Annotated in this window: 20 protein-coding genes and 1 tRNA gene; 8 read left to right on the plus strand and 13 right to left on the minus strand. The window is 51.5% G+C overall.

The features are described from left to right. Nucleotides 1–13: 13 nt before the first annotated feature. The 7 genes from cheA to otsB form a co-directional block, all read right to left on the minus strand. Nucleotides 14–1996 (minus strand): chemotaxis protein CheA, encoded by a 1983-nt coding sequence (cheA, locus tag SC127_RS15780; RefSeq protein ID WP_332627325.1) that lies wholly within the window; start codon nucleotides 1994–1996, stop codon nucleotides 14–16. A gap of 10 nt (nucleotides 1997–2006) precedes the next feature. After that, complete coding sequence (motB, locus tag SC127_RS15785; protein ID WP_215846578.1) at nucleotides 2007–2951, minus strand: flagellar motor protein MotB; 945 nt, start codon at nucleotides 2949–2951, stop codon at nucleotides 2007–2009. Then, a complete protein-coding gene (gene motA, locus SC127_RS15790; protein WP_215846577.1) occupies nucleotides 2948–3835 on the minus strand; it encodes a flagellar motor stator protein MotA in 888 nt (295 codons plus the stop codon). Before motA ends, motB begins: the two co-directional genes overlap by 4 nt. 131 nt (nucleotides 3836–3966) lie before the next feature. Continuing rightward, the gene (gene flhC / locus SC127_RS15795) at nucleotides 3967–4545 is read right to left on the minus strand and encodes a flagellar transcriptional regulator FlhC (protein WP_215846576.1); all 579 of its coding nucleotides are present in this window, start codon (nucleotides 4543–4545) and stop codon (nucleotides 3967–3969) included. Then, nucleotides 4545–4895, minus strand: a complete 351-nt coding sequence (flhD, locus tag SC127_RS15800; protein ID WP_215846575.1) for a flagellar transcriptional regulator FlhD — start codon at nucleotides 4893–4895, stop codon at nucleotides 4545–4547. Before flhD ends, flhC begins: the two co-directional genes overlap by 1 nt. A gap of 1008 nt (nucleotides 4896–5903) precedes the next feature. Then, nucleotides 5904–7340, minus strand: coding sequence for an alpha,alpha-trehalose-phosphate synthase (otsA, locus tag SC127_RS15805; RefSeq protein WP_215846574.1), 1437 nt, complete (start codon nucleotides 7338–7340; stop codon nucleotides 5904–5906). Next, nucleotides 7337–8125 (minus strand): trehalose-phosphatase, encoded by a 789-nt coding sequence (gene otsB, locus SC127_RS15810; protein WP_332627103.1) that lies wholly within the window; start codon nucleotides 8123–8125, stop codon nucleotides 7337–7339. Before otsB ends, otsA begins: the two co-directional genes overlap by 4 nt. Nucleotides 8126–8647: 522 nt before the next feature. Between otsB and eptA the strand changes: the two genes are divergently transcribed. The 5 genes from eptA to msrA all read left to right on the plus strand — a co-directional run bounded on the left by eptA (nucleotide 8648) and on the right by msrA (nucleotide 13551). Further along, nucleotides 8648–10288: a phosphoethanolamine transferase EptA gene (eptA, locus tag SC127_RS15815; protein WP_332627104.1), complete on the plus strand. Its 1641-nt coding sequence runs from the start codon at nucleotides 8648–8650 to the stop codon at nucleotides 10286–10288. Continuing rightward, nucleotides 10285–10965: a two-component system response regulator PmrA gene (gene pmrA, locus SC127_RS15820; RefSeq protein ID WP_243077701.1), complete on the plus strand. Its 681-nt coding sequence runs from the start codon at nucleotides 10285–10287 to the stop codon at nucleotides 10963–10965. Before eptA ends, pmrA begins: the two co-directional genes overlap by 4 nt. Then, entirely contained in the window at nucleotides 10962–12053 is a 1092-nt protein-coding gene (gene pmrB / locus SC127_RS15825) for a two-component system sensor histidine kinase PmrB (RefSeq protein ID WP_215846572.1), read from the plus strand. Before pmrA ends, pmrB begins: the two co-directional genes overlap by 4 nt. Nucleotides 12054–12390: 337 nt before the next feature. Next, entirely contained in the window at nucleotides 12391–12957 is a 567-nt protein-coding gene (locus SC127_RS15830) for a flavin reductase family protein (protein WP_215846571.1), read from the plus strand. 60 nt (nucleotides 12958–13017) lie between these two features. After that, nucleotides 13018–13551, plus strand: a complete 534-nt coding sequence (gene msrA / locus SC127_RS15835) for a peptide-methionine (S)-S-oxide reductase MsrA (RefSeq protein ID WP_215846570.1) — start codon at nucleotides 13018–13020, stop codon at nucleotides 13549–13551. Nucleotides 13552–13697: 146 nt separating this feature from the next. On the opposite strand, the gene phoA is transcribed toward msrA, so the two are convergent. Then, the gene (gene phoA, locus SC127_RS15840) at nucleotides 13698–15104 is read right to left on the minus strand and encodes an alkaline phosphatase (protein WP_243077700.1); all 1407 of its coding nucleotides are present in this window, start codon (nucleotides 15102–15104) and stop codon (nucleotides 13698–13700) included. Between the two features lie 13 nt (nucleotides 15105–15117). On the opposite strand from phoA, the gene SC127_RS15845 reads away from it, so the two are divergent. After that, nucleotides 15118–15336: a hypothetical protein gene (locus SC127_RS15845; RefSeq protein WP_243077699.1), complete on the plus strand. Its 219-nt coding sequence runs from the start codon at nucleotides 15118–15120 to the stop codon at nucleotides 15334–15336. 11 nt (nucleotides 15337–15347) lie between these two features. Continuing rightward, nucleotides 15348–15435: transfer RNA gene (locus SC127_RS15850), tRNA-Ser, on the plus strand. A 137-nt stretch (nucleotides 15436–15572) separates the two neighbouring features. Here the strand turns inward: SC127_RS15850 and phoH are convergent. The 5 genes from phoH to putP form a co-directional block, all read right to left on the minus strand. Further along, nucleotides 15573–16361 carry a phosphate starvation-inducible protein PhoH gene (phoH, locus tag SC127_RS15855; protein WP_215846568.1) on the minus strand — a complete coding sequence of 263 codons (789 nt, stop codon included), beginning with the start codon at nucleotides 16359–16361 and terminating at the stop codon, nucleotides 15573–15575. A gap of 576 nt (nucleotides 16362–16937) precedes the next feature. Continuing rightward, nucleotides 16938–18212, minus strand: a complete 1275-nt coding sequence (gene efeB / locus SC127_RS15860; protein WP_332627105.1) for an iron uptake transporter deferrochelatase/peroxidase subunit — start codon at nucleotides 18210–18212, stop codon at nucleotides 16938–16940. Between the two features lie 2 nt (nucleotides 18213–18214). After that, nucleotides 18215–19333: an iron uptake system protein EfeO gene (efeO, locus tag SC127_RS15865; RefSeq protein ID WP_332627106.1), complete on the minus strand. Its 1119-nt coding sequence runs from the start codon at nucleotides 19331–19333 to the stop codon at nucleotides 18215–18217. Nucleotides 19334–19387: 54 nt separating this feature from the next. Beyond that, nucleotides 19388–20215, minus strand: coding sequence for an iron uptake transporter permease EfeU (efeU, locus tag SC127_RS15870; RefSeq protein WP_243077696.1), 828 nt, complete (start codon nucleotides 20213–20215; stop codon nucleotides 19388–19390). A 195-nt stretch (nucleotides 20216–20410) separates the two neighbouring features. Beyond that, nucleotides 20411–21895 (minus strand): sodium/proline symporter PutP, encoded by a 1485-nt coding sequence (putP, locus tag SC127_RS15875; RefSeq protein WP_243077695.1) that lies wholly within the window; start codon nucleotides 21893–21895, stop codon nucleotides 20411–20413. A 449-nt stretch (nucleotides 21896–22344) separates the two neighbouring features. Between putP and putA the strand changes: the two genes are divergently transcribed. Then, nucleotides 22345–26292 carry a trifunctional transcriptional regulator/proline dehydrogenase/L-glutamate gamma-semialdehyde dehydrogenase gene (gene putA, locus SC127_RS15880; protein ID WP_332627107.1) on the plus strand — a complete coding sequence of 1316 codons (3948 nt, stop codon included), beginning with the start codon at nucleotides 22345–22347 and terminating at the stop codon, nucleotides 26290–26292. Nucleotides 26293–26341: the final 49 nt, after the last annotated feature.

Consider the following 26341-nt stretch of genomic DNA (forward strand, 5'->3'; position numbering starts at 1 on the left):
CTTTCTTTATCAATCAGGCGGCAGCGCCAGCCACACGTTTTTCACGGTTGAGTGATTGCAGCGCAGAAACATCCACGATCAGCGCCACGCTACCATCGCCAAGGATGGTGGCCGCAGAGATGCCCGGCACTTTACGATAGTTACTTTCCAGATTCTTCACGACGACCTGATGTTGACCAATCAGTTGATCCACCAGCAGTGCATAACGCTTGCCGGCGCTTTGCAGAATGACGACGATGCCTTGCGTCGCTTCGGTTTTCGCGCCCCGCACATCAAATACGTTCCACAATTCCACCAGTGGCAGATATTCACCGCGCACTTCCAGCACGCATTCGCCACCCGCCAACGGTTTCAGCTCTTCGGCACGCGGTTGGAGCGATTCCATTACCGCATTAAGCGGCAGAATGAACACTTCGTTAGCGACGCGAACGGACATGCCGTCGAGGATCGCCAGCGTCAACGGCAGCAAAATACGGATGGTGGTGCCTTTGCCCTGCTTCGACGCGATTTCAACGTGGCCACCCATTTCCTGGATATTACGTTTCACCACGTCCATGCCAACGCCGCGCCCGGACACATCGGTCACCTGCTCAGCGGTAGAGAAGCCAGGTGCAAAGATCAGCATGCCGACCTCTTCATCGCTCATGTTTTCGCTGACCGGCAGGCCAGAAGAGAGCGCTTTAGCGAGAATACGTTCACGGTTCAGACCGGCACCATCATCAGAGACTTCAATGCAGATATTGCCCCCCTGATGTTCCGCCGACAGTGTTAAATTACCGGTGGTCACTTTGCCTGCAGCCAGGCGTTTTTCAGGTGTTTCAATACCGTGATCGAGGCTGTTACGCACTAAGTGGGTTAACGGATCGATAATGCGTTCGATCAGACTCTTATCGAGTTCAGTTGAACTTCCAAGCAGCGTTAGCTCGATTTCCTTGCCCAGCTTACTGGCAAGATCGCGCACCAGTCGCGGGAAGCGGCTGAATACATATTCCATCGGCATCATACGAATCGACATCACCGACTCTTGCAGGTCGCGGGCGTTACGCTCCAGCTGTCCCATGCTGTTCAGCAAATCGCCATGTGCGACAGGATCAAGTTCACCGGAACGCTGTGCCAGCATCGACTGGGTAATCACCAGTTCACCGACCAGGTTAATCAGCTGATCGACCTTTTCAACCGCAACACGAATGCTGCTGGATTCGCTGGCTTTGGCGGGCGCAGCAACGCGCTTGCTTTCGCGTTTAGCCGCAACCGGAATGTCTGTCACGGTCGCGGTTTCAACGGCTGCCACAACAGGTGCGGCAACGACCGGTGCGCTGATTGGCGCTTCAGCCGCTTGAGCCGCTTCAGGGAAACGAATTTGCGCTTCATCAATCACGAAACAGAGCACCGCAACGATGTCATCTTTGCCGACGCCGTCAATATTGACTTCCAGAGAGTTGCTGCCCTTCTGCACGTTACTTAACGTGCCGAGGTTGCCCAGCTCTTCCAGCATCAAATCGACTTCGCGCTCTTTGAGATCGACTAACTGGACACGCAACCCACCGGTGCTTGGTGCAACCTCGACGGGCGCAGCAGCAGCGGGCACAGCGACGTTGGCCGGTAAACCTTTTGCCTCTAACGCCAGCTGGCGTAACGCTTCACAGATATATTTGAAGCTTTCCGCGTTTGGCTCTTGCGCGGTTTTATAGGCATCGAGCTGTTCTTGCATAATATCTTTGGTTTCCAAAAACAGGTTGATGATGTCGGTGCTGAGCTGCATCTCGCCGCGACGAGCACCATCCAGAATGTTTTCCAGGATATGAGTGGTTTCCTGTAATACCGTAAAGCCAAAAGTACCGGCTCCGCCTTTTATAGAATGGGCGGCGCGGAAGATGGCGTTAAGCTGTTCGGAGTCTGGTTCCTGGGGATCAAGTCCCAACAGGTGTTGTTCCATATCCGCTAACAGCTCATCGGCTTCATCAAAAAACGTCTGGTAAAAATCGCTGATGTCCATGCTCACGGGATCACCTCGGTTGTGACGGGGCTGCTGTATTCACCGCGCTGCCTTCTGGTGTTGGCGGTGCGGTAATCTGTTCAATTGCCGCCGGATCGCTGATCTGGACGGCATCACTTTCTGCGTTTTCTTTTTCTATTGCCGCTTCGGTGTCGTGGTTCAACACCAGTAAACTAATGCGGCGGTTAACAGCGTCATTGCCGCCACGGTTTTTCAATTTCATGGTGTCGGCCATGCCCAACACGCGCAAGATTTTGCCGCTGTCGAGGCCGCCAGCCACTAATTCGCGACGGGAAGCGTTGGCACGATCGCCTGAAAGCTCCCAGTTGCTGTATCCCCGATCGCCGCCAGCATATTGAAAATCATCGGTATGCCCGGCCAGACTAATGCGGTTAGGAATGTCATTTAGCACCGGCGCGATGGCGCGCAAAATATCGCGCATGTAAGGTTCTACTTCGGCGCTGCCGGTTTTAAACATCGGTCGATTTTGGCTGTCGATGATCTGAATGCGCAGCCCTTCTTCCACCATGTTGATAATCAAATGCGGACGCAGCGCTTTAAGGCGCGGATCGGCCTCAATCAGCTGGTCGAGTTTTTCGCGCAGGCGATTCAGACGAATGTCATCCAGCTTGCGTTTCTCCCCATCCAGATTCGGTTCTTTTTTGACTTCACCGGTTTTCTGGGTGTAATCCTCACCGCCACCCGGAATCGGGCTAACGCTGTCGCTGCTACGTGGCCCGCCACTTAACGCCACTTTGAGGGGCGTTTTGAAGTAATCGGCAATCTGCACCAGCTCTTTTGGGCTAGCGATTGAAAGCAGCCACATCACCATAAAAAACGCCATCATCGCCGTCATAAAGTCGGCATAGGCAATTTTCCACGAGCCATGACTTCCTTCATGTTTGTGAGACTTGCGCTTTTTAACCAGCACAATTGGGCGATTGCCGTTATTCATGAGCTCTGATCCGAAGTCTGTTTCGCCGGGTTCTTCGCGTTACGCACGTGCTCTTCCAGTTCACTGAAAGAGGGACGTTCAGCCGAGTACAAGGTTTTACGACCAAACTCCACGGCAATTTGCGGCGCATACCCGTTCAGGCTTGAGAGCAACGTCACTTTGATGCATTGCATCATCTTGGTTGATTCAGCACATTTCTGACGCAGCACCGAAGAGAGCGGTGAAATAAAGCCATACGCCAACAGAATCCCCAAGAAGGTGCCGACCATGGCGTGGGCCACTAACGCACCTAACTCGGCTGCCGGACGATCGGCGGAAGCCAATGCGTGCACCACTCCCATCACCGCGGCCACGATGCCGAATGCCGGTAAGCCATCCCCTATCGCCGCTATACTTTGAGCCGGTACGTCACACTCGTGTTCGTAGGTCTCAATTTCCTCATCCATCAGCGCTTCAATTTCAAACGCGTTCATGTTGCCGCTGACCATTAGACGTAAATAATCAGTAATAAAATCCACCAGCTGCTTATCGGCTAAAATGCGCGGATAATTAGCAAAAATTTCACTCTGACTGGGATCTTCAATATCACTTTCCAGCGATAACATGCCTTGCTGGCGTGATTTCGCCATCAGGCGGTACAGCAATGCCATTAAATCCATATAAATGGCTTTGTTATATTTAGAACCCCGCATTAATAGCGGCAGCGCTTTTAAGGTCTTCTTAATAGACTTGCCATTGTTACCGACCAAAAAGGCCCCTAACCCGGCTCCGCCGATCATTAATAATTCAGCGGGTTGATAAAGCGCGCCCAAGTGGCCGCCTACCAGCGCGTAGCCGCCCAACACGGACGCTAACACCACGATATAACCCAAAATTATCAGCACAAAAATTCCTTACGTCCGTAACGTGTTGGGGAAGTTAAGCCAGAAAGCCGCAATGGTTGTTAGCAAATCGGAAGCAAAAAAAAAGCAGCGGTATTAACCGCTGCTGGATGGCTTCCACAGTGCGAACAAACTTAAACGGCGTGTTTAACCGGTTCATCCAGCAGTTGTGGAAAGATATCGGCAGTATCTGCAGAAAGTTTACGTCTTTTTACGGCACGTGATGGCGGCTGGCAAAGGCTGCATACAAAGCTGCCAACAGGCTGATGCGCATGGTTAATAAAGCTACCATTGCAGCATTTACAGTCTGTTAATTCCAGCATGCCACTTTCAACGAATCGTACCAAGGTCCAGGCGCGCGTGAGCGCCAACAGCGGGCCCTCGTCTGCTTGCGGACACTGTTCAAGATAAAGACGGTACGCTTTAATGACGGCATCAACGCCGCTGCACAAACCGGTTTTCAACAGGAACTTCCAGGCGTTACAGAACATCGACGCGTGAATATTTTGTTCCCAGGTCATGAACCAGTCGGTAGAAAAAGGCAGCATCCCTTTTGGCGGTGGGCTGCCGCGCAACTCTTTATATAACTTAATCAGGCGACCACGACTTAGCTGGGTTTCGCTCTCTAACATCTGCAAGCGAGCACCCAACGTGATCAGCTCCATCGCGAGCTGAATATCACGTGCTTCCTGAACAATACTTTTCTCAGACATTACATCGCCCTCTTCTTAGCAGGCGCGTCATCTTTAGACGCATTACGCAATAAACGGCTGGATAATAAAATACCCGTATGAATTTGTTGTAAATCATCCACACGAGATTCTTGCGTCAGGCGATTAATGTGCGTGCTGTCGGAAAAGCGAAACTGACAAATCAATTGGTTCGTTTCTGCTAATTTAACCATTTCTGGCAACGTTAATTCAGATAAAGCATTAGCCATCTTTTCATCAATACCAAGGCGAAACATTGCAGACGCTTTTTCCTGGTTTATTAAACGCTGCGCAAGCAGCAAATATGACAAGTTAAGATCGTAAATATGTTTTAGTAATTCAGATGTGCCCATTTTTTCCATCCTGAGAGATGCGACAAAACACTTCCGCAAATATATATCTGCGTATCGAGCTGCTGGTTGGTAAATCTAAAGATGGCAAAAATAAAATCATTTAAAGCATATGGTCATTGAAGTCTGTCTCGTTTCTTTGGAGAAACCGAACCAGTCTAAAGTCAAAACTCCAGGCCATTTTATTCTTGAGTTTGTAACCATCTTCCGTGACGTCTTCTTACATTTTTTTAAGACTATTCTTAAAACAAGGCAAATCTATATCGTCTGATTTCTACATACAACGACACTCCCGTGAAATTTTAGATAAAGTGTGACGTAGATCACACTTTTAAGGCAAATTTCTTCAGTAACGCTTCACCATCACCAACCAGTTGATTACTTTTTGTACAAATTTACCTTATAAACGCCTTAATTAGTCCTTTCAAAGGTTTTATTAAGACTTTTCGCACTCTATTTTGCAGAGGGAGAAGTTAAGGCGATCTTTTATCTGTGTTAATGGTTTTAATGCCCTATTTAAGACCACCGTAAACAGTATAAGTAGAATAATATGCCAAAGAACCCTCAAGTAATTTTCTTTTAAATTAATCACTTATAGGTAATGTTACGCAGTGTGAGTAATGGAAGCGTTAAGGCAAAGTGCGGGGTTTTCCTGCTTTCAGGCAACGAAACGTTAACAGTCGGGCATGAGTGTTTAGCGTAAGACAGCAGATGTAACAATGGGTTACATAAGCAGAGTGAATGAATCGTGGAATGTATACATTTGTGCGTAAGAACTATCGGCGCTGGTAGTAAAAACTTTAGGGATCGGGCAGAAAAAAGCGTATGAATGGCGATAAAGACGCGACAGAAGGCTATTTAGCTAAAGTGCAGCTAAATTATCTCGCTGCGCTTATTAATTGTTTAGTCACGTTAGTAGGCGTTAGAGAGGGAAAGTGAAGGATATGTAGCCGATTAACCCGGGCAAAGTGTGTCAGCATGCCGTCCCTGGCGTGCTGCTGTTGAGATCAATCAAGCAAGCTTAGGAAAAGCTGCCACTTTGTTCTCTGATGCCTGTTCATCATCGCGCGATGCGAGGCTTTCTAAATCTTTCAGGAAATGCTCACGCCATGCGGTAATGTCGTTTTTACGTAGCACCGCCATCATGTCGTTGTAGCGCGAAATCCTTTCAGTACGCGGCATCGTAATGGCTCTATCGAGTGCAGCCGCCACTTCATCACGATCGTAAGGGTTTACGATCAAGGCAGATGTCAGTTCGTTAGCGGCACCAGCAAAACGCGACAACACCAGCACACCCGGGTCATCAGGGTCCTGCGCCGCTACGTACTCTTTTGCCACCAGGTTCATGCCATCACGCAGCGGCGTAACCAGACCGACATCCGTTAAACGGAAGATTTTCATTAACAGACGGCGATCAAAGTGCTGGTTAAGGTAATAGAGCGGCGTCCAACCAAGCGTACCGTATTTACCGTTGATACGGCCGGCTTCGGTTTCCAGCTGATGACGAATGTCCTGATACGCCTGCACGTCACCGCGTGAGGTAGGCGCAATTTGCGAATAACGAATCTTGCCGCGGTGTTCTGGGAAATTTTCCAGCAGCGCTTCGTAGGCCAGAAAACGCTCTGGCAAACCTTTGGAATAGTCGAGACGTTCACAGGCAATGATATTGCGTGCATCGCCTAATTCGCGCTTCATCGCCGCCATTTTTGGCGGTAGCGGCCCTTCTGCCATCTCTTTAATGCTGTCCGGCTCAATACCAATTGGGTACACCTCGGTCATAAAAGTGTTACCAAAGGCACGGTGCAAATTATTGCCTTTATTTTGCATCTGAGTGAGCTGACTCATGCTGTCGAGGAAAGCCACGCGATCTGATTCAGTCTGGAAACCTAACAGATCATACTCAGACAGCATTTCCAGCAATTCCTGATGCGGCGGCAGTGCATTAAAGATCTCTGGCGTAGGGAATGGAATATGTAAGAAGAAGCCGATGCGGTTTTTAATTCCCGCTTTGCGCAGAGCCGCAGCAAAAGGCAGCAGATGATAATCGTGAATCCATAATATATCGTCTGGTTTAATCAGCGGTTTTAAACGCTGGGCAACTTCTTCATTAACCCGACAATATCCGTCCCAAGCTTCACGCTGAAATTGGACTAAATCCAGACGGTAGTGGAAAGCGGGCCAAATGACAGTATTAGAAAACTGGCAATAATAAAGATCATAGTCGTTCTGACTCAGTGGAAAAGAGGCGTAAGTAATGCCGTCGTGTTCCACTTGGGCAGTATCATCTTCTTCTTCACCAGAAAATTCGCTAATTTCACCGTTCCAACCGAACCACAGGCCGCCGGTGCTTTTCAACGCATCAAGAATACCGACAGCCAAGCCGCCTGCGCTGGATTTTGACCCATCAGGAATAGCTATACGGTTAGAAACAACCACTAAACGACTCATAACCTAAACTCCTTACCGACGTTGTCATGTTTTAATTGTAATAAACTGCGCTCCAGCCAGCCGTAGACGGCATCGACATCATTCAGTCGATAGCGCGCCTGGCTTGCGCCTTCGCCAACCTTAACGGAAATACCCTGCATGGCGTTTACCGTGAGAAATCCTTTCTCATCCGTCAGGTCATCACCAATAAATACCGGAATGCGTCCGGTAAAAGGGGGTTTTTGCATAAAGTCGCGAATGGCCGCGCCTTTATCTATGCCTTGCGGTTTGATCTCGACGACACATTTCCCTGGCTGAAGCGCCAGTCCTGGAAAGCGTTTCACCGATTGTTCAGCCAAACGCATCACATCCTGTTCATGCTGCATCGCCTGACGATAATGCAGTGCAAAGGCCATGCCTTTACTCTCAAGCTGCGTTCCTGGCCATTGCGCCATGGCGTGCTGTAACTCTTCTCGTAACGTTTGTTCCACTTCTACCGGCAACGTAATCCGATGAAATTCGCCTTGTGAGTCACGCCGTTCGGCACCATGTACGCCCGCTGCAGGCGTTTTTAACGGTGCGGATAAAGCATCAAGTTGCGCAATAGGTCGTCCTGATACCAGCGCTAATGCGCCGTTGCAGAGTGACGAGAGCTGCTGCAGCTGATCAATGACGTTAGCAGGGATGAACACAGATTCTGGCCGGGACTGAATCGCTGCCAGCGTGCCATCTACATCAAAAAAGAAGGCATACAGACCGCCGCTCAATGACGGTAACGTGGCAGAGTGATTTGCCGCTTGGGTCACGTGTCTTCTCCTTTGTTCCAATTTGCTTGTAAAAAATGGTTATCAACGCTAACCGCGTGATGACTTAAAAACCAGAGGATGTCTCTGAAAGAGGGGGAAACCAGCAACAGGGGTGACACAAGGCCAATTCGGGGGGCAAGGAGGGAGAACCAAAAACCACACCGTTATGATGAGTCACGCTCCTTAAACGCATACGTTTTTGCTGATAACGCCATCTTGTAAAAATACATCGTGACGTAAAGTGTAGACGCTAAGTCGGTTTTTGCCACAAATATGCATATGTTGTGCCAGCCGCTACGCTTATTTTTTGAATTTTTCGAAATGGAGAACGGTATCAATCTTTAACGGTAGCAGTGCTCCGCTCTTTGCTTCAGGCAACGCTTTTTGAAAGCGTGATATCCCCACCAAAAGTAAACCGTTCAGCAACCCCATGACGTTCTTTGCCAAAGCTTAAGCTTCTTAAGGTTTTCCTAATCTTAAATCGGCAATCTCTTGCACATTGTTGATTATTTGGTGCTTTCCATGTCCTTGCTGCCGTTGAAAAGGCCAGTGCTAAACCGCCTGACTTTTCTGATTCTGTTCTCTGTTTATATTTCAGTTTTCCTCAACATTGCTTATTACCGGCAGGTACTGGCGATATTGCCGCTGACAGACCTTCATGCGGTGCTGGTGTTTGTTTCCATGCCGCTGGTCGCTTTCAGTGTGATCAACATCGTTGTCACGCTGGCTTCCTTTCTGTGGCTGGACCGCGTTGTCATTGCGCTGTTCATTTTGTTATCGGCTTCGGCGCAATATTTCATCCAGACCTACGGCATCATTGTTGACCGTTCGATGATCGTGAACATGCTGGACACCACTGTTTCTGAAAGCTATGCCCTGATAACGCCTCAATTGTTGTTTGCGTTGCTGCTGACGGGTGGCCTGATGGCGCTGTTGGCTTTTCTGGTACGCATTAAAAAACCGGCCGTTTACTGGAAAAGTTTGCTCTATCGCCTGATCAGTATTGCGCTCTCTACTGCGCTCATTCTGTTAGTCGCCCTGCTGTTCTATAAAGATTACGCCTCAATGTTTCGTAATCATCGCGAACTGGTTAAAGCGCTGAGCCCTTCCAACAGCATTGCCGCCTCGCTCTCCTATTACCGGCACCATCAATTAGAGAATTTGCCGCTGGTGAGGATTGGTGAAGACGCCCACCAGCAACCGCAAATGATAGGCGGAAAAAAGAACCTGACGATTTTGATCGTAGGGGAAACATCGCGGGCTGATAACTTCTCTTTGTCCGGTTACGCTCGTCAAACTAATCCGCTGCTGGCAAAAGATCAGGTGATCTATTTCCCGCACACGGTTTCTTGCGGAACCGCAACCGCGGTGTCGGTGCCCTGCATGTTTTCCAATATGCCGCGCGCGCATTATGACGAAACGCTGGCCAGCCATCAGGAAGGTTTACTGGATATTATTCAACGCGCCGGGATCAGCGTGCTGTGGAATGAAAACGATGGCGGCTGTAAAGGTGCCTGCGACCGCGTACCGCATCAGGATATGACCAGCCTGAATCTACCCGGCATGTGCATTGCAGGTGAATGCTATGACGACGTGCTGTTTCATGGTTTGGAGCAGTACATTGATCAGCTCAAAGGCAACGGCATCATCGTGCTGCATACCATTGGCAGCCATGGCCCGACCTATAATCATCGCTATCCGCCGTCGTTTCGTCAGTTCACGCCAACCTGTGAAACCAATCAGATTCAGGATTGTTCACAGCAGCAGTTGGTGAATACCTATGACAACACCCTGCTGTATGTTGATCACGTGGTTGATAAGGCGATCGGACTGTTGCGTGCGCATCAATCGCAGTTCACTACCAGCCTGGTTTACCTTTCCGATCACGGAGAATCATTGGGTGAAAACGGCGCCTATCTGCACGGTTTGCCCTATGCGATTGCGCCATCAACACAAAAGCATATTCCGATGCTGCTGTGGTTATCGGATGATTATCAGCATCGTTATGGCGTGAATGCGTCTTGCCTGAGCAAACTGGCGGCGACAGATGATTTTTCGCAGGATAATCTGTTTTCTACCGTGCTGGGATTAACCGGCACCGCCACGCATGAATATAAGCCCGCGGATGACATTTTGACGATGTGTCGGAGTACACCGAAATGAAGATTCTGATCGTGGAAGATGATGCCCTGCTGTTGCAGGGTTTAATGTTAGCGCTGGAAGGCGAAGGTTACGTGTGTGATGGCGTTTCCACGGTACGTGACGCTGAAGCGCATTTCGCTAGCGGCATGTATAGTCTGCTGGTGCTGGATTTGGGCTTGCCCGATGAAGATGGTCTGCACTTTTTACTGCGTCTGCGCCGACAGAAAAAAAGAGTGCCTGTGCTGATTTTGACCGCCCGCGACAGCATCAGTGAGCGCATTGCAGGGCTGGATGCGGGCGCTGATGATTATCTGATCAAGCCCTTTTCTCTTGATGAGCTGTTAGCGCGTATTCGGGCACTGATCCGCCGCCATGTGAACCAGGGTGACAGCCAGGTTCAGGTCGGCAACTTAACGCTGGATATGACACACCGGCAAATCCATCTTGCCGAACAGCTGCTGGATTTGACGCCAAAAGAGTTCGCCATCCTGTCACGACTGATGCTTAAAGCGGGCAACCCGGTACACCGCGAGATCCTTTATCAGGATATCTATAACTTTGAGACCGAGCCTTCAACCAACACACTCGAAGTCCACATTCATAACTTGCGCGACAAAATCGGCAAAGGCGCCATCCGCACGGTGCGAGGCTTCGGCTATGCGCTGGTGCAGCCGCTTAAACACAATGAGACCCAATGAGAAACGTTATTAAGCAGCACAACGGCAGTACGCTGCGTTTTCGGTTATTGCTCGCGATTGGATTAATTTTGCTGTTTTGCCAGTTGATTAGCGTTGCCTGGCTCTGGCATGAAAGCAAAGAGCAAATTCAGTTTTTGGTTGAAGCGACGTTGGAAAATCGCAACATGAATCGCCATGTTGAGAAAGAGGTTCATGAAGCCGTCGCCAGCCTGGCGGTGCCAAGCCTGGTGATGATCATTATGACGCTGCTGCTCTGCTATCAAGCGGTGAAATGGATTACCCGCCCGCTTTCAGAATTACAACGCCAGCTGGAACAGCGTAGCGAAGAAGATCTTGATCCGCTTCGCTCTGACAGTTCGGTACGCGAAATCAATGCCGTGACGCAGGCGATAAACCAGCTGGTTTCACGTCTGACCACCAGCCTCGAGCGAGAACGGCTTTTTACGGCGGATGTGGCGCATGAACTGCGTACCCCGCTGGCGGGGTTGCGACTGCATCTGGAGTTGATTGAACGCAAAAACCACATCAACGTGCAGCCGCTGTTACAGCGACTTGATCAGATGACCAACAGCGTGACGCAACTGCTGCAACTGGCGCGCGCCGGTCAATCTTTTACGTCGGGTACTTATCAAAACGTGGGGTTAATTGAGGATGTGGTCCTGCCGATGGAGAATGAACTCAGCACCATGCTGGCGGTTCATCAGCAGTCGCTAAAGCTGGTTGTCGCAGAGGAAGTATTTGTTCGTGGCGATGCCACGCTATTGAAAATGCTGTTACGTAATTTAGTCGAAAATGCACATCGTTATAGCCCGCATGCCAGCACCATTACTCTGCAAGTGACCCACGCGCCGCATCCTTCATTGATTGTTGAAGATGAAGGTCCCGGTATCGATGAAAGTAAAAGTGGCGAACTCAGCAAAGCATTTATTCGGATGGACAGTCGTTATGGCGGCATTGGATTGGGATTGAGCATCGTCAGCCGCATCGTTCAGCTACATAAAAGTCAGTTTTTCCTGGAGAATCGCCGTCACACTTCAGGCTGCCGGGCATGGGTGAAGTTTAGTCTGCCACCCCAGGTTAAGCCGTAAACCAAATGTGAAGGAAAGCGACAATAACCAACAGGCTAAACAGCAGTGTCGCCATCTCGCTGGTGGAATTAATAATCTGTTTCATGGTTCTCTCCTTTATACAGTGAGGAGAGTATCCCAGCGGGAGATTAAGGAAACCTTAGGCCAGTAAAACAACGTTACGGCCTGGCAACTGATAAACAACAGGCCATTGAGCTTATTCGTGCTGCGCCTCTTCAGTCTTGCGTCGGTCGCTCGTTCTGACGCGGGGTTAATCACATCTTAATCAGGCGGCTCAGCCGCCTTCTTTTTTGGCTTCTACACTTAATGGCTAGGTTCTGATCAAAGAGGCGCAGCCATGAGTCAACGAATGCACAAATACACCTTCCCCGTGAGCAAAGCACGTAAATATCTTGAACCTGGACCGGTGCTGCTGCTGAGTTCGCAGTTCGAGGAGCAGAGCGACATCATGACGCTCGGCTGGCATACCGTTTTGGAGTTTTCTCCCTCGCTGGTGGGCTGCATGATATCCAGCATGAACTTTAGCCACGAACTGATCCGTAACAGCGGGCAATGCGTGTTGAATCTCCCTACGGCTGAACTCATCGATAAAGTTGTGGCTATCGGAAACAGCCATGGCGATAAACTCGATAAGTTTGATGCCTTTGGTTTAACAGCCGAACCGGCACACAGCGTAGGTGCGCCATTAATTGCTGAGTGTTTTGCCAGTTTCGAATGTCAGCTTTACGACGATTCCATGGTCGATAACTACAACCTGTTTATCTTTGAAATCGTTAAAGCGCACGTTGCGGAACAGCCCGAATTTCCCACGACGCTGCACTACACCGGTGAAGGCCGCTTCACCATCATGGGCGATAAGATGCTGGATAAGAGCAAGGATTTTAAGCCAGAGATGCTGATTTAGTTGAAATGCGCGCACCGCGCCCCCACCTGTTTCCTTTCGACCTGACAGGAGTAAAGCATTATGGCAATCGAATACGCAGTGATCGCAGGCGGCTGTTTTTGGTGTACCGAAGCGGTATTTAAGGATGTGATTGGCGTTGAGTCCGTTGAAAGTGGTTATACCGGCGGCGCACGTCCCAATCCCACCTACGAGCAAGTCTGCAGCGGCGCAACCGGTCATGCAGAGGCGATTCGTATCGGTTTCGATCCAGAGCAAGTGAGTTATGGTGACCTGCTGGATATTAGCTTTGTGACTCACGATCCGACCCAGCTTAATCGTCAGGGCAATGATATTGGCACACAGTATCGTTCAGCAATTTTCCCTGCTAATGCAGAACAGGAAGCGGAAGCGCGTGCTGCCATTGAGCGTGCTCAAGCGGATCATTCCGTGCCGGTGGTGACCACCATTGAACCGCTGAAAGAGTGGTATCCCGCCGAAGCGTATCATCAGGATTACTGGGAAGGAGCCGGTCAGCGCAATGGATATTGCATGGCGGTGATCCCACCTAAATTGCAGAAGCTGCGTAAAAGTTTTGCTAACCGCGTGAAAGCGTAGTTTTTCGACGCAGTGGTTTTTGATTGAGGCGCGCACTCTTTCGGGAGAGCGCGTTTTTTATGAGGTGTGCGCTGTCCCCACCTCGTTCCTCCCCCATAAAGGGGGAGGAAGACACTGCACTATGCTCATTGCGGTGCTGCCCGGCCTTACTTCAACGCCATCGCATCACGCAGCGTAAAGAACAGATCCGTCTGATCGGTTAAACCCACTACGTTTGCTGCATGTGGCCCATAAGCCGCAATACGCAATTGTGAACCGGTATGCTCCTGCGAATCTTCTTCTGAGTTGCCGTAGCTAATGGTCATAATCGCGCCATCCTTGGTATTAACGGCTTGGGTCAAGCCTGGCGCCTTAGTGCCATTTTCAACAATCTGACTGCTGTGTGCATGATCCGCTGTCACCACTACCAGCGTGTTGCCCTCTTCACGCGCAAACGCCAGCGCCTGCTGTACCGCTTCATCCAAATCAACGGTTTCACCAATCTGACCACAAGGATTCGCCGCGTGATCCTGCTTATCAATGGAAGCGCCTTCTACCTGCAGGAAGAAGCCATTCTCATTGGTTTTCAATAATTCAATGGCTTTCGAGGTCATCTGCGCCAGCGTAGGTGTTGCGACCGGACGATCCTTGTTCACTTCGCAGGTGACTACCGGCTTATCAATATTGCCGTGATAGCTGGCTTTTGGCCCTTGCCAGCGCACAGGCATGTTGCCCGCTGAAAACAACCCAAGCAGCGGTTTCTGCTGGTTGGCGGTAGTAATACGGGTCAACCCTTGCCAGTCATTGACCATTTGATAGCCCAGCGCCTGGGCCTGCTCATTCAGTGTTTTCCCCTGATAATCACCCGCCTTCGCCACCTCATTGAAACTCTTGCTGCCACCGCCTAAGGTGACATCCGGCCGCGTTTTCAACATCTGCTCGGTAATCGAGCCTTTACCGCCCTGTTCTAACGCGTTAGTCGGGCAAAGCTCGCTGGTTTTTTCCGGCCCGTAGCATTTACGTGACGTGACATGCGCCATCAGCGCGGCGGGTGTCGCGTCCTGCAACTCAGCGGTCGAAACGTTACCGGTTGCCTTGCCCGCCGCTTTCGCCAACTCCAACAGCGTGACCTGATCTTTGCCATTCACATCTACGCCAATTGCGCCGTTATAGCTTTTGGTGCCGGTTGCCCAGGCAGTGGCTGAGGCTGCTGAATCGGTAACGTAATTTGGTTTATGGGTTTTCTTATCCAGTGAATAGTGCGTGTATTGTCCGGTAAGCGGGAGTGCATCAATGCCTTTGAAAAAACCGCCCGCCCCTTCTGCTACGTTACGCGCAGCAGTGATTTCTGAATCACCCATGCCATCGCCAATCAGTAAAATCACGTTTTTCGCGGTGGTATTACGTAACGATGCTTTCAACGCTTCAGTCTGATCGCCAGTTAAACGTCGGGCTCCGCCGTGCTGACTGAGATCCCCTTGCGCTGCGCGAGAATAGGTATTTGTTTCAGCAATGGCGGAGGTGGCGAGTAAGCTGGTGAGCAGAGAAACCGTCAATAAGCGAGCCTGAGTCATGTTGTCTTTCCTTATGAGCAATAATTACCAGAGATTTCAGGCGCTAAGTTTGCGACGGTTTGGTGATATTTTTGTGTCGGCAGGATGTCATTTTGATGACAAAATCAGCAAGCTGCGCAGCGCTACAGCGATTCGTTCAGAGCTTAAGCGAATAGAAGAAAAGAGAAAAATAGTGCTTGACCGTTTTATGCCTGATCCCTATAGTACCGCCCCGTTGACCCAGCGCGGTTAACAAAAAAATGTGGTGAGGTGTCCGAGTGGCTGAAGGAGCACGCCTGGAAAGTGTGTATACGGCAACGTATCGAGGGTTCGAACCCCTCTCTCACCGCCAACATTTCAAAGAAATGCCTGAACATCTGTTCAGGCATTTTTTTTGCGTTTTATTTTTATAATAAAGGCATAAAAAAACCCGGCCGAAGCCGGGTTTTGCGCTACATCAACTCAATCGAACTCTAGTACAATCAACGACTAACTGTAAGCATGCAGCGTACGCTGGCAGAGCGCCGAACGTACACAATCCCCTTTGCCGAAACGGACAATGCCAACCATCTCGTCCTCTTCGAAACGCGCTAACGCGTCTGCGAGACCGGAAGGCACCCCAGCGGGCAAGTCGCACTGGGTAATATCACCGTTAACGATTACCGTGACGTTTTCGCCAAGGCGTGTAAGAAACATTTTCATCTGCGCGGCGGTGACGTTTTGCGCCTCATCCAGAATAACGACCGCATTTTCAAAGGTACGTCCGCGCATATAAGCAAATGGCGCGATCTCTACCTTGGCGATTTCTGGACGCAGACAATATTGCATGAAGGATGCGCCAAGACGTTTAACCAGAATGTCATAAACCGGTCGGAAGTACGGAGCGAATTTCTCTGAGATATCTCCGGGGAGGAACCCCAGATCTTCATCCGCCTGTAGCACCGGGCGCGTGACGATTATCCTGTCGATATCCTTATGAATCAGGGCCTCAGCCGCTTTCGCGGCGCTGATCCAGGTTTTACCGCAACCTGCTTCACCAGTTGCAAAAATCAGCTGTTTCATTTCTATGGCGTTGAGATAGTGCGCCTGAGCTTCATTTCGAGCTTCAATTGGCCCCCGGTCACGCGCATCGCGTGCCATGCCAATTGAATCTAACCCACCCATTTGCACCAGCGAAGTGACCGATTCTTCTTCACGCTGACGATGACTGCGAGAGTCATTGCGAAGCACTCGTCTGGCTTCTCGACGCGCTTTGATCACTGCTTTCTGTCTTCCCATAGTGGCACCTTACAGTTGGTTTCATTTCCCGCTCCAGGCTATTGGCCCTTTGCGATTACGTGAACGCTTTAGAGGTTTTGATTGGCTTCCTTGTAAGCCGTGATGACCATGAAGAAAGGTATGCAGCAGCGCAACAGCATTGCTGTACACCGGACAACGAAGAATTCGATTTGGAAAGAAAAGGTCAGAGAAGTGGAGTTCAAGGGGAAAATTAGCCCTCGCAAAAAATTGCGATGCGGTAATTACATTTAGCTGTCCATATAAGGTTCGACCCATGCGCGAACTCCAGTGTGATACATCAACACGTCTGATTACGCTTAAGGATTAAATTGCATCATCTTCACGTGGGTTTGCAACTCTAATTTTACCTGACGGCAAAGAAATTGCGTAATTCGGGGTAAGAAATTTACGTATTTAAATTAAATTAAGTATATTTAACAGATAGTTACCATATTCATCTTTATTGGGAAAAATTAGGAGAATCCGTAAATTTTTGCCTGAATAAACTCAGAAGGCAGATGCAAGACGAGAAACCTCCTGCCGACGGCGCAGCAGAAGGTGGTGGCTAAAATGCTATCAGGCTTCAAGTAGCGATTGCGCTAAATAATGATGCTCATCAGCAACGCCGGGCAAAACATAAAAATATCCGCCACCGATCGGACGAATATATTCTTCCAGCGCTTCGCCATTCAGCCGGTTCTGTACCGTAATAAACCCTTTCTCTAAATCGTGCTGATAACAGACAAACAACAGGCCCATTTCTAACTGACCAGAAGCAGAGATGCCGGCTGAATAGCTGTAACCGCGTCGCAGCATCAAACTGCTGTCAGTTTCAGGGGTACGTGGATTGGCCAAACGAATATGCGCATCCAATGCAATGACTTCACCGTCAGGATCGCGGCTGTAATCCGGCACATCGCGTTCGTGCTTCATGCCCAGCGGCGCCCCGCTCAGCTTCTCACGCCCAAAAATGGTCTCCTGCTCGCCCAATGGTGTACGGTCCCACATTTCCACATGGAAACTGACGATACGCACCGCCTGATAACTGCCGTTGCGCGCCCATGCGGGTTCATCCTGGTCATCAGTGACCCATAACATCTGCTTCATCAACGCAGCGTCATGACTATCGGGATTAGCGCTACCATCTTTAAAACCCAGCAGGTTGATCGGCGTCTCCTGGCCCAGGCTGCGTGCGGCGTGATCTGAGATAAAGCCTTCACGCCGCCAGCGCACGCCGAGCAGGTCGGGCGTGTGTTTGATAATGTCGCGCAGCGCGTGAATCACCGTATCCTGAGTATTGGCGCAAATTTGCAGCAGCAGATCGCCATGGCATTGATTCGCGTCGAGCGAATCGTTAGGAAAGCGCGTCATGACCTGCAACTTTTTTGGTTTATGCGCAGCTAAACCAAAGCGTTCATCAAACAGCGACGTGCCTACCGAAACGGTGATGGTAAGGTTATCAGGCGCAATCTGCGCCCCTAAAATGCCTGAATCCATTGGCGGTAGTTGCGGGTTTGTGACGACTGGCGCGGGCCCGCCCGTAGTCAGGAAGGCGATACGCTGCGTGAGCAATCTGAACAAGCGTTGCAGATCGGCTTTGTCACTGGCCAACAGGTCAAACGCCACCAGCATCATTGATGCCTGCTGTGGCGTAATGATGCCCGCCTGATGCTGACCATAAAACGGTTGCACCTGCTGACGCGCATTGGGTGTCACCGTGCCGGGAGAAAAGCTTTCGGCGGCAGCATGAAACGGGCAACCGCCGCCTAACGCCGCCGCGCCTCCCAGCAAGCCTAACCCTTTTAATAAACGACGACGCGCGGGTTGCGCGTCATCCTGCTGATTGCTCATGCTTAATTCAGACCCAAGGTTCCACGCAGTAAAGAGAGATCTTCTGCCAGCGCGGTAATCGGGCCTTTCAGCGCGTTACGGTCAGCGGTAGTGAGCTTCTCATAAGATTCGAAGCCCTCTTTAGTGCGGTATTTGCTGAGAATGGTATCGACTTTTTTGAAGTTACCTTCCACTTTCGCCAATAACTGTGGATTGGCTTTCTCTACCATGGGTCGCAGCAGTTCAACGATCTTCTGTGCGCCATCAACGTTGGCCTGGAAGTCCCACAAATCGGTGCGGCTGTAGCGATCCTCTTCACCGGAAATCTTGCTGGAAGCGACCTCTTCAATCAATCCGGCGGCACCACCCACAACTTTTGCTGGCGGGAAAGCCAACTCACTGATGCGCGTTTGCAGATCCAATACATCTTTGTTTAGCTGATCAGCATAACCTTCCATACCTTTGGTGCTGTTGTCCGCAAACAGCGCTTTTTCCAGACGGTGGAAACCAGTGAACTTAGGATCTTCCGCTTTCTTCTCATAATCATCTTCGCGGGCATCAATGCTGCCGTCGAGATCGGAGAACAGTTCTGCAATCGGTTCAATGCGCTCGTAATGTTGACGAGTCGGGGCAAACAGCGCTTTGGCTTTTTCTGTATCGCCCGCTTTCACCGCATCGGTAAAGGCTTGCGTGCCGCTAACCAACTGTGCGACTTCACCGGTAACGTAAGCTTTATATTCGCTAATCGGGCCAACCAGCTGCATCACATCGCCGCCCTTCTTCGCTGTTGCTGTACCGCTGGCTTCGACAATCAGCTTACCTTTCGGATTACTCAGCAGCCCGCAGGTCATGTCATATTCGCCAGCCTCCAGCGTGGCCGTCATTTTCTGGCTGAAGCCCGGTGCAATGTTTTCGCGCTCTTCGACCACCATCACACCTTTCAGGATTTCCCATTCCAGCGCTTTCTGGCTGTTGTTCTTGATCAGGAATTGGGTTTTACCCGCCTTTACCGTCAGTGACATCGGCTCACACTGTTTGTCATTCACGCTAACGGTCACCTGCGGAACGGCTGCGGCTGCGGCTGAACCAGAGATAGCCAGCAGCGAAGCCAGCAGTGCCTTGCGGCGGAAACGCGTCATCATAATTCTGTCCCTTTAATGATTATGGCGAGCGCGAGGTGCGCGCTCAGTAATGGCTTAGCGCACGGCAGCTGATGTGGTCGGTCGCGTTGGCGTGAAAAAAAGCAGTAAAAACGGTATCAGATAGCAGAAATAGACCGTGACTTCGCTGATGCTTGGCGCCTCCTGATAACCCAATATGCCCTCCAGCAAGGTGCCGAACAGCGAATGCGTAGATAAGGTGCCACTGAGATCAAAGGCCACATCCTGAAAATGGTTCCAGAGGCCCGCCTCATGAAAAGCGCGTATCGCACCCGCCGCCAGACCCGCCGCGACAAATAAAATAAACACGCTGGTCCAGCGAAAGAAATGCGCCATGTTCAGCCGAACACCGCCCCAATAGAGCAGCATGCCGAGTATCACCGCTGTGGCCAGGCCTAGCACCGCACCGATCGGTGGCGCGTATCCAACATCTTGCGTAAAGGCGGCCAGCAGGAAAAATACCGATTCCAGCCCTTCCCGCGCCACCGCAAGAAACACCATCAACACGAGCGCTAGCCCGCCGCCGCCCTTTTTTGTCAGCGCCTGATCGACCGCCTGCTCCAGCTCGCCTTTGATGTTGCGCGCCACTTTACGCATCCAAAACACCATTGAGGTCAGAATCACCACCGCAATGACGGCCACGATGCCCTCAAACAGCTCTTGCTGCTTTTGCGGAAATTCGCCGGTGGTTTCGTTGATGAAGATACCTAGCGCAAGGCAGAGCGCAGCGGCAATAAATACGCCAGCCCACAGGGCAGGAAACCATTGAGTACGCTGGGTGCGCTTCAAATAGCTGGCGATCAGGCTGACAATCAATGCGGCTTCTAAGCCTTCACGCAGCATGATGAGAAACGGAACAAACATCGCCAACCTCTTGAATGTTAAGCAGCGTCAATAACAAGTAAATTTTCGTAAATCTAAACGAGTTCGATTATCATTATCGCTGAGTAAAAAACAAGTTGCTGAGTGAGATTATTTCGCTTTTGTCGCAAGAAGCTTTGTAACAAGCCATAAAAAAAGCCCGCCTTGTCAGAAGGCGGGCTTCGGTAGGAAAGCAGGTTATTTCGTCTGGAACTCCGCTTCTGCCGCATCAAAACGTTTCATGGCTTCGGCTGACGGCGCACGGCCCATCAGGCTGAAAACCACAATTGCGATGCTGGCAAAAATAAAGCCTGGGATGATTTCATACAGATCCAGCCAGCCATACTGTTTCCATACCAACACCGTAACGGCACCGATAACCATACCGGCCAGCGCGCCATTGCGGTTCATGCGCTTCCAGCAAACGCCGAACAGCACAACCGGACCAAAGGCAGCACCAAAACCTGCCCAGGCATAGCTCACCAGACCCAGTACGCGGTTTTCTGGATTCGAAGCCAGCGCAATGGCGATTATCGCAATCAACAGCACCATTAAGCGCCCTACCCAAACCAGCTCTTTCTGGCTGGCGTTTTTGCGAAATAGCCCTTTATAGAGATCTTCCGTCAAGGCGCTGGAGCAGACCAACAGTTGGCAGCTCAGCGTTGACATCACTGCTGCCAAAATGGCGGAAAGCAGGATACCGGCGATCCATGGGTTAAACAGAATGCGCGTCAGTTCGATAAAGATGCGTTCGCCATTTTCACTCACGCCTGCGGCCTGTGATGGATTGTTCTGGAAATAAGCGATGCCGAAGAAGCCGACCGCCACGGCACCTGCCAGGCACAAAATCATCCAGGCCATGCTAATGCGGCGTGCGGTACGAATGGAGCGGTGCGAATCCGCTGCCATAAAGCGCGCCAGGATATGCGGTTGCCCAAAGTAGCCCAAGCCCCAGCCCAACAACGAAATCACCGCAACAAAATTCAGCCCTTTCAGCATGTCGATATTTTCGAGGCTTTTGGCTTCAATCACTGCGAGTGAATCTGAGAAGCCGCCGACCGAGATAATCACAATGACAGGCGTCAGAATCAGCGCAAAAAACATCAAGCTGGCCTGCACGGTATCGGTCCAGCTGACCGCAAGGAATCCGCCCACCAACGTATAGAGGATGGTCGCTGCGGCGCCAGCCCACAATGCGGTTTCGTAACTCATGCCAAAGGTGCTTTCAAACAGGCGCGCCCCGGCCACCACGCCCGAGGCGCAATAGATAGTGAAGAAAACCAGGATAACGATCGCGGAGATAACACGCAGAATTTTACTGTGATCTTCAAAACGGCTGGAGAAGAAGTCTGGCAGCGTCAGGGCATTGTTGTGGTGCTCCGTTTGAACACGCAGGCGACCCGCTACAATTTTCCAGTTTAGCCATGCGCCAATAATCAGGCCGATAGCGATCCAACTCTCGGAGATACCAGAAATGAAAATGGCACCTGGCAACCCCATTAACAGCCAGCCACTCATATCAGATGCCCCTGCGGACAAGGCTGTAACAACGCTACCGAGGCTACGACCACCCAGAATATAATCATCAAAATTCTTGGTTGAACGGTAGGCAATAAAGCCAATCAGTATCATCCCGAGAATATAAATCAAAAAGGTCACCAACATTGGTGTGCTTATACTCATCTGTCTCTCCATTTATTATTTAATTTCCCCAGAGAAATCGCTTGCTGGTGGTTGCCGGAACGGGGTAACCAGGCAGCGTATCCTCATCAGGGCATGAGCCATTTCCCCGAGGCGCAGTATCCTGCCGGAAAGGCGTGACGCGCACAATGGATTTAACACAGGCGCTACAGCGATTTCACTAACCGTTTGCGAAAAATTGCTCAGAGGTTGCACTCGCTCACAGATCTGGAGTTGCACCCAAGAACGTTCTTATAAAACCCGCGGTTTCTCTGGCCTGCCACGTTGGCCAGATTCTTGCAGCAAGATCTGTGCCGCATTTTGAAATTTAACATTCGACGACGTGGAAACCTTGCTATCTGGCTCACGATTAACATGGTTGCACAAAGTTGCAACATGAGTGATAGTGCTGGCCACGCCGTACCGAACCACTTTTAAGGAGCACTGGAGTCATGGGTACAACCACCATGGGTGTAAAACTGGATGATGCGACTCGCGAGCGCATTAAACTGGCCGCACAACGCATCGATCGCACGCCGCACTGGCTGATCAAGCAAGCGATTTTTAACTATCTTGGCCAGCTTGAAACGGGCACTTCACTGCCGGAAATTCCGCTGTCGGCATTGGCCGCGGCAGAAGGTGATGAAGCCGCGCCAGACGAGTCCCATCAACCGTTCCTTGACTTCGCTGAGCAGATTCTGCCGCAGTCGGTTACGCGCTCTACGGTGACTGCCGCCTGGCGTCGACCAGAAACGGATGCGGTACCGATGATGTTGGAACAGGCGCGTCTTCCTGCTCCACTGGCAGAAAAAACCCATCAGTTAGCCTACAAGCTGGCTGACAAGCTCCGGCACCAAAAAGGGGCAACTGGGCGCGCTGGGATGGTGCAAAGCCTGTTGCAGGAGTTCTCTCTCTCTTCTCAGGAAGGTGTTGCGCTAATGTGTTTAGCGGAAGCGCTGTTGCGTATTCCTGACAAGCCTACCCGCGATGCGTTAATCCGCGACAAAATCAGCAACGGCAATTGGCAATCGCATCTTGGCCGCAGCCCTTCCCTGTTCGTCAACGCGGCAACCTGGGGTTTATTGTTTACCGGTCGTTTGGTCTCTACCCATAACGAAGCGAATCTTTCGCATTCGCTTAACCGTATTATCGGGAAAAGCGGCGAACCGCTGATTCGTAAAGGCGTAGACATGGCGATGCGCTTGATGGGTGAGCAATTCGTTACGGGCGAAACCATTGCTGAAGCGTTGGCGAATGCCCGCAAGCTGGAAGAGAAGGGTTTCCGCTACTCCTACGACATGCTGGGTGAAGCCGCGCTGACCGCCAGCGACGCCAAAGCCTATTTGGTCTCTTATCAACAGGCGATTCACGCGATTGGCAAAGCCTCAAACGGGCGCGGCATCTATGAAGGCCCTGGCATTTCGATCAAGCTTTCTGCGCTGCATCCACGCTATAGCCGCGCGCAATATGAACGCGTAATGGAAGAGCTTTATCCGATTCTGAAATCGCTGACGCTGCTGGCGCGCTCTTATGACATCGGTATTAACATTGACGCAGAAGAAGCCGATCGTCTGGAGCTGTCGCTGGATCTGCTGGAAAAACTCTGCTTCGAGCCAGAACTGGAAGGCTGGAACGGTATCGGCTTTGTGATTCAGGCTTACATGAAGCGCTGCCCGTTTGTGATTGATGAATTGATCGATCTGGCGCAACGCAGTCGCCGTCGCCTGATGATCCGTCTGGTAAAAGGCGCCTATTGGGACAGCGAAATCAAACGTGCCCAAATGGAAGGCCTGGAAGGTTATCCGGTTTATACCCGCAAGGTGTATACCGACATCTCTTATCTGGCCTGCGCCCGCAAATTATTGTCGGTGCCGAACCTGATTTATCCGCAGTTTGCGACCCACAATGCGCATACGTTGGCGGCCATTTACCAGCTGGCGGGCAATAACTATTATCCAGGCCAGTATGAATTCCAGTGCCTGCACGGCATGGGCGAACCGCTCTACGAGCAGGTGGTGGGCAAAGTTGCGGATGGCAAACTGAATCGACCTTGCCGCATTTATGCGCCGGTAGGTACGCATGAAACACTGCTGGCTTACCTGGTGCGTCGTCTGTTGGAAAACGGCGCCAATACCTCATTCGTTAACCGCATCGCTGACACGTCGTTACCAATTGATGAGCTGGTAGCCGATCCGGTCAGCGCAGTGGAAAAAATGGGTGCCAGCGAAGGGGCTATTGGCCTGCCGCATCCGAAGATTCCATTGCCACGTGAGCTTTATGGCAAATACCGTGTGAACTCTGCCGGTTTGGATATGGCCAACGAGCATCGCCTTGCGTCGTTGTCCAGCGCCCTGCTCAGCAGCGCGGCACATCCCACTGTGGCACAGCCGATTATTGATGGCGAACTGATCGCGGGTGAAACCCGTGCCGTCATTAACCCTGCCACGCCAAATGATGTTGTGGGCCACGTACGTGAAGCCAGCGAGCAGGAAGTGTCGCAAGCACTGGATGCCTCCGTGAATGCGGGTCCGATCTGGTTCGCAACGCCACCGGAAGAGCGTGCCGCCATTTTGGAACGCGCTGCAGAGATCATGGAAAGCCAGATGCAACAGCTGCTCGGCATCCTGGTGCGTGAAGCGGGTAAAACCTACAACAATGCCATTGCAGAAGTGCGCGAAGCGGTCGATTTCCTCTATTACTATGCGGGCATGGTGCGCGATGATTTCGACAACGAAACGCATCGTCCATTAGGCCCGGTGGTCTGTATTAGCCCGTGGAACTTCCCATTAGCGATTTTTACCGGCCAGATTGCTGCTGCGTTAGCGGCGGGTAACAGCGTGCTGGCTAAACCGGCTGAGCAAACGCCATTAATTGCCGCACAGGCGGTGCAGATTCTGCTGGATGCAGGCGTTCCAGCTGGCGTGTTGCAGCTTTTGCCCGGCCAGGGTGAAACTGTTGGCGCACAGCTGACCGGCGATGAGCGCGTACGTGGCGTGATGTTTACCGGTTCAACCGCTGTCGCCACGCTGCTGCAGCGTAATCTGGCGGGTCGCCTTGATCCTCAAGGCCGTCCTACCCCACTGATTGCAGAAACCGGCGGCATGAATGCAATGATCGTCGACTCCTCGGCGCTGACTGAACAAGTGGTGACGGATATCGTGGCATCGGCCTTTGACAGCGCCGGTCAACGCTGTTCTGCCTTGCGTTTGCTCTGTATCCAGGCCGATGTTGCCGATCACACCCTCAAAATGTTGCGCGGTGCGATGGCAGAATGTCGTATGGGCAATCCTGAGCGCCTCTCAACCGATATCGGTCCGGTGATTGATGCCGAAGCGAAAGAGAACATTGAGCGTCACATTCAGGCGATGCGTAATAAAGGCTTCACCGTGTATCAGGCCGTGCAGGAAAACCCGCAGGACAGCAAAGAGTGGGCAACCGGCACCTTTATCAAACCAACGCTGATTGAACTGGATCAGGTCAGTGATCTGGATAAAGAAGTTTTTGGTCCGGTGCTGCATGTGGTGCGCTTCACACGCAACGATTTACCTAAACTGGTCGATCACATTAACGCTTCTGGTTACGGGCTGACGCTAGGCGTCCACACGCGCATCGATGAAACCATCGCGCAGGTGACGGCCAATGCCAAAGTCGGCAACCTTTACGTTAACCGCAACATGGTGGGTGCGGTGGTGGGCGTGCAGCCCTTTGGCGGCGAAGGCTTGTCTGGAACCGGCCCGAAAGCGGGTGGCCCGCTTTACCTCTATCGCTTGCTCTCTCACCGCCCGGATGGCGCGCTGCGTCTGACCTTTGATCGTCAGGACGCTGAACGCCCGGCAGACAGCACGCTGCGTCAGGCGCTGCTGGAACCGCATAAGGCGCTGAGCGAGTGGGCAAAAGAGAAGCCGGAGTTGGCGATGCTGTGTCAACAGTATGCCGATCTGGCGCAGGCCGGAACGGTACGTCTGCTGCCTGGCCCAACCGGCGAGCGCAACACCTTCTCACTGTTACCGCGCGACAGCGTGTTGTGTCTGGCCGATAACCAGCAGGATGCGTTAACTCAGCTGGCTGCGGTAACCAGCGTCGGCAGCACAGCGGTGTGGCCGGATGACGAATTACATCGCACCTTGCTGGCAAGCCTGCCTGCCGCAGTGAAAGCCCGCGTTAGCCTGGCGAAAGATCCGCTGGCGGAAGCGTTTGATGCGGTGATTTATCATGGAGATGCCGATCAGCTCCGCACGCTCTGCGAACAGATTGCTGCGCGCAACGGCGCGATTGTTTCGGTACAGGGCTTTGCGCGTGGTGAAACTAATTTGCTGCTGGAGCGGTTGCTGATTGAGCGCTCACTGAGTGTGAATACTGCTGCCGCAGGTGGGAATGCCAGTCTGATGACCATCGGGTAAGGATGGAGGTTCGGGGCGCGAACCGGGCGCTTGGGTTCGGGGCGCGAAC

It is taken from the genome of Pantoea sp. T14, assembly GCF_036663535.1.
GTDB classification, from domain to species: Bacteria; Pseudomonadota; Gammaproteobacteria; order Enterobacterales; family Enterobacteriaceae; genus Pantoea; species Pantoea phytostimulans.

Excerpts from the sequence above, each read along its gene's own strand:
- SC127_RS15830 (WP_215846571.1), top strand. The coding sequence starts at position 12,391 with ATGAGTCAACGAATGCACAAATACACCTTCCCCGTGAGCAAAGCACGT.
- pmrA (WP_243077701.1), top strand. The coding sequence starts at position 10,285 with ATGAAGATTCTGATCGTGGAAGATGATGCCCTGCTGTTGCAGGGTTTA.
- efeO (WP_332627106.1), bottom strand. The coding sequence starts at position 19,333 with ATGATGACGCGTTTCCGCCGCAAGGCACTGCTGGCTTCGCTGCTGGCT.
- phoA (WP_243077700.1), bottom strand. The coding sequence starts at position 15,104 with ATGACTCAGGCTCGCTTATTGACGGTTTCTCTGCTCACCAGCTTACTC.
- otsA (WP_215846574.1), bottom strand. The coding sequence starts at position 7,340 with ATGAGTCGTTTAGTGGTTGTTTCTAACCGTATAGCTATTCCTGATGGG.
- msrA (WP_215846570.1), top strand. The coding sequence starts at position 13,018 with ATGGCAATCGAATACGCAGTGATCGCAGGCGGCTGTTTTTGGTGTACC.
- phoH (WP_215846568.1), bottom strand. The coding sequence starts at position 16,361 with ATGGGAAGACAGAAAGCAGTGATCAAAGCGCGTCGAGAAGCCAGACGA.
- putP (WP_243077695.1), bottom strand. The coding sequence starts at position 21,895 with ATGAGTATAAGCACACCAATGTTGGTGACCTTTTTGATTTATATTCTC.
- motB (WP_215846578.1), bottom strand. The coding sequence starts at position 2,951 with ATGAATAACGGCAATCGCCCAATTGTGCTGGTTAAAAAGCGCAAGTCT.
- efeB (WP_332627105.1), bottom strand. The coding sequence starts at position 18,212 with ATGAGCAATCAGCAGGATGACGCGCAACCCGCGCGTCGTCGTTTATTA.
- efeU (WP_243077696.1), bottom strand. The coding sequence starts at position 20,215 with ATGTTTGTTCCGTTTCTCATCATGCTGCGTGAAGGCTTAGAAGCCGCA.
- eptA (WP_332627104.1), top strand. The coding sequence starts at position 8,648 with ATGTCCTTGCTGCCGTTGAAAAGGCCAGTGCTAAACCGCCTGACTTTT.
- flhC (WP_215846576.1), bottom strand. The coding sequence starts at position 4,545 with ATGTCTGAGAAAAGTATTGTTCAGGAAGCACGTGATATTCAGCTCGCG.
- flhD (WP_215846575.1), bottom strand. The coding sequence starts at position 4,895 with ATGGGCACATCTGAATTACTAAAACATATTTACGATCTTAACTTGTCA.
- pmrB (WP_215846572.1), top strand. The coding sequence starts at position 10,962 with ATGAGAAACGTTATTAAGCAGCACAACGGCAGTACGCTGCGTTTTCGG.
- putA (WP_332627107.1), top strand. The coding sequence starts at position 22,345 with ATGGGTACAACCACCATGGGTGTAAAACTGGATGATGCGACTCGCGAG.
- cheA (WP_332627325.1), bottom strand. The coding sequence starts at position 1,996 with ATGGACATCAGCGATTTTTACCAGACGTTTTTTGATGAAGCCGATGAG.
- SC127_RS15845 (WP_243077699.1), top strand. The coding sequence starts at position 15,118 with ATGAGCAATAATTACCAGAGATTTCAGGCGCTAAGTTTGCGACGGTTT.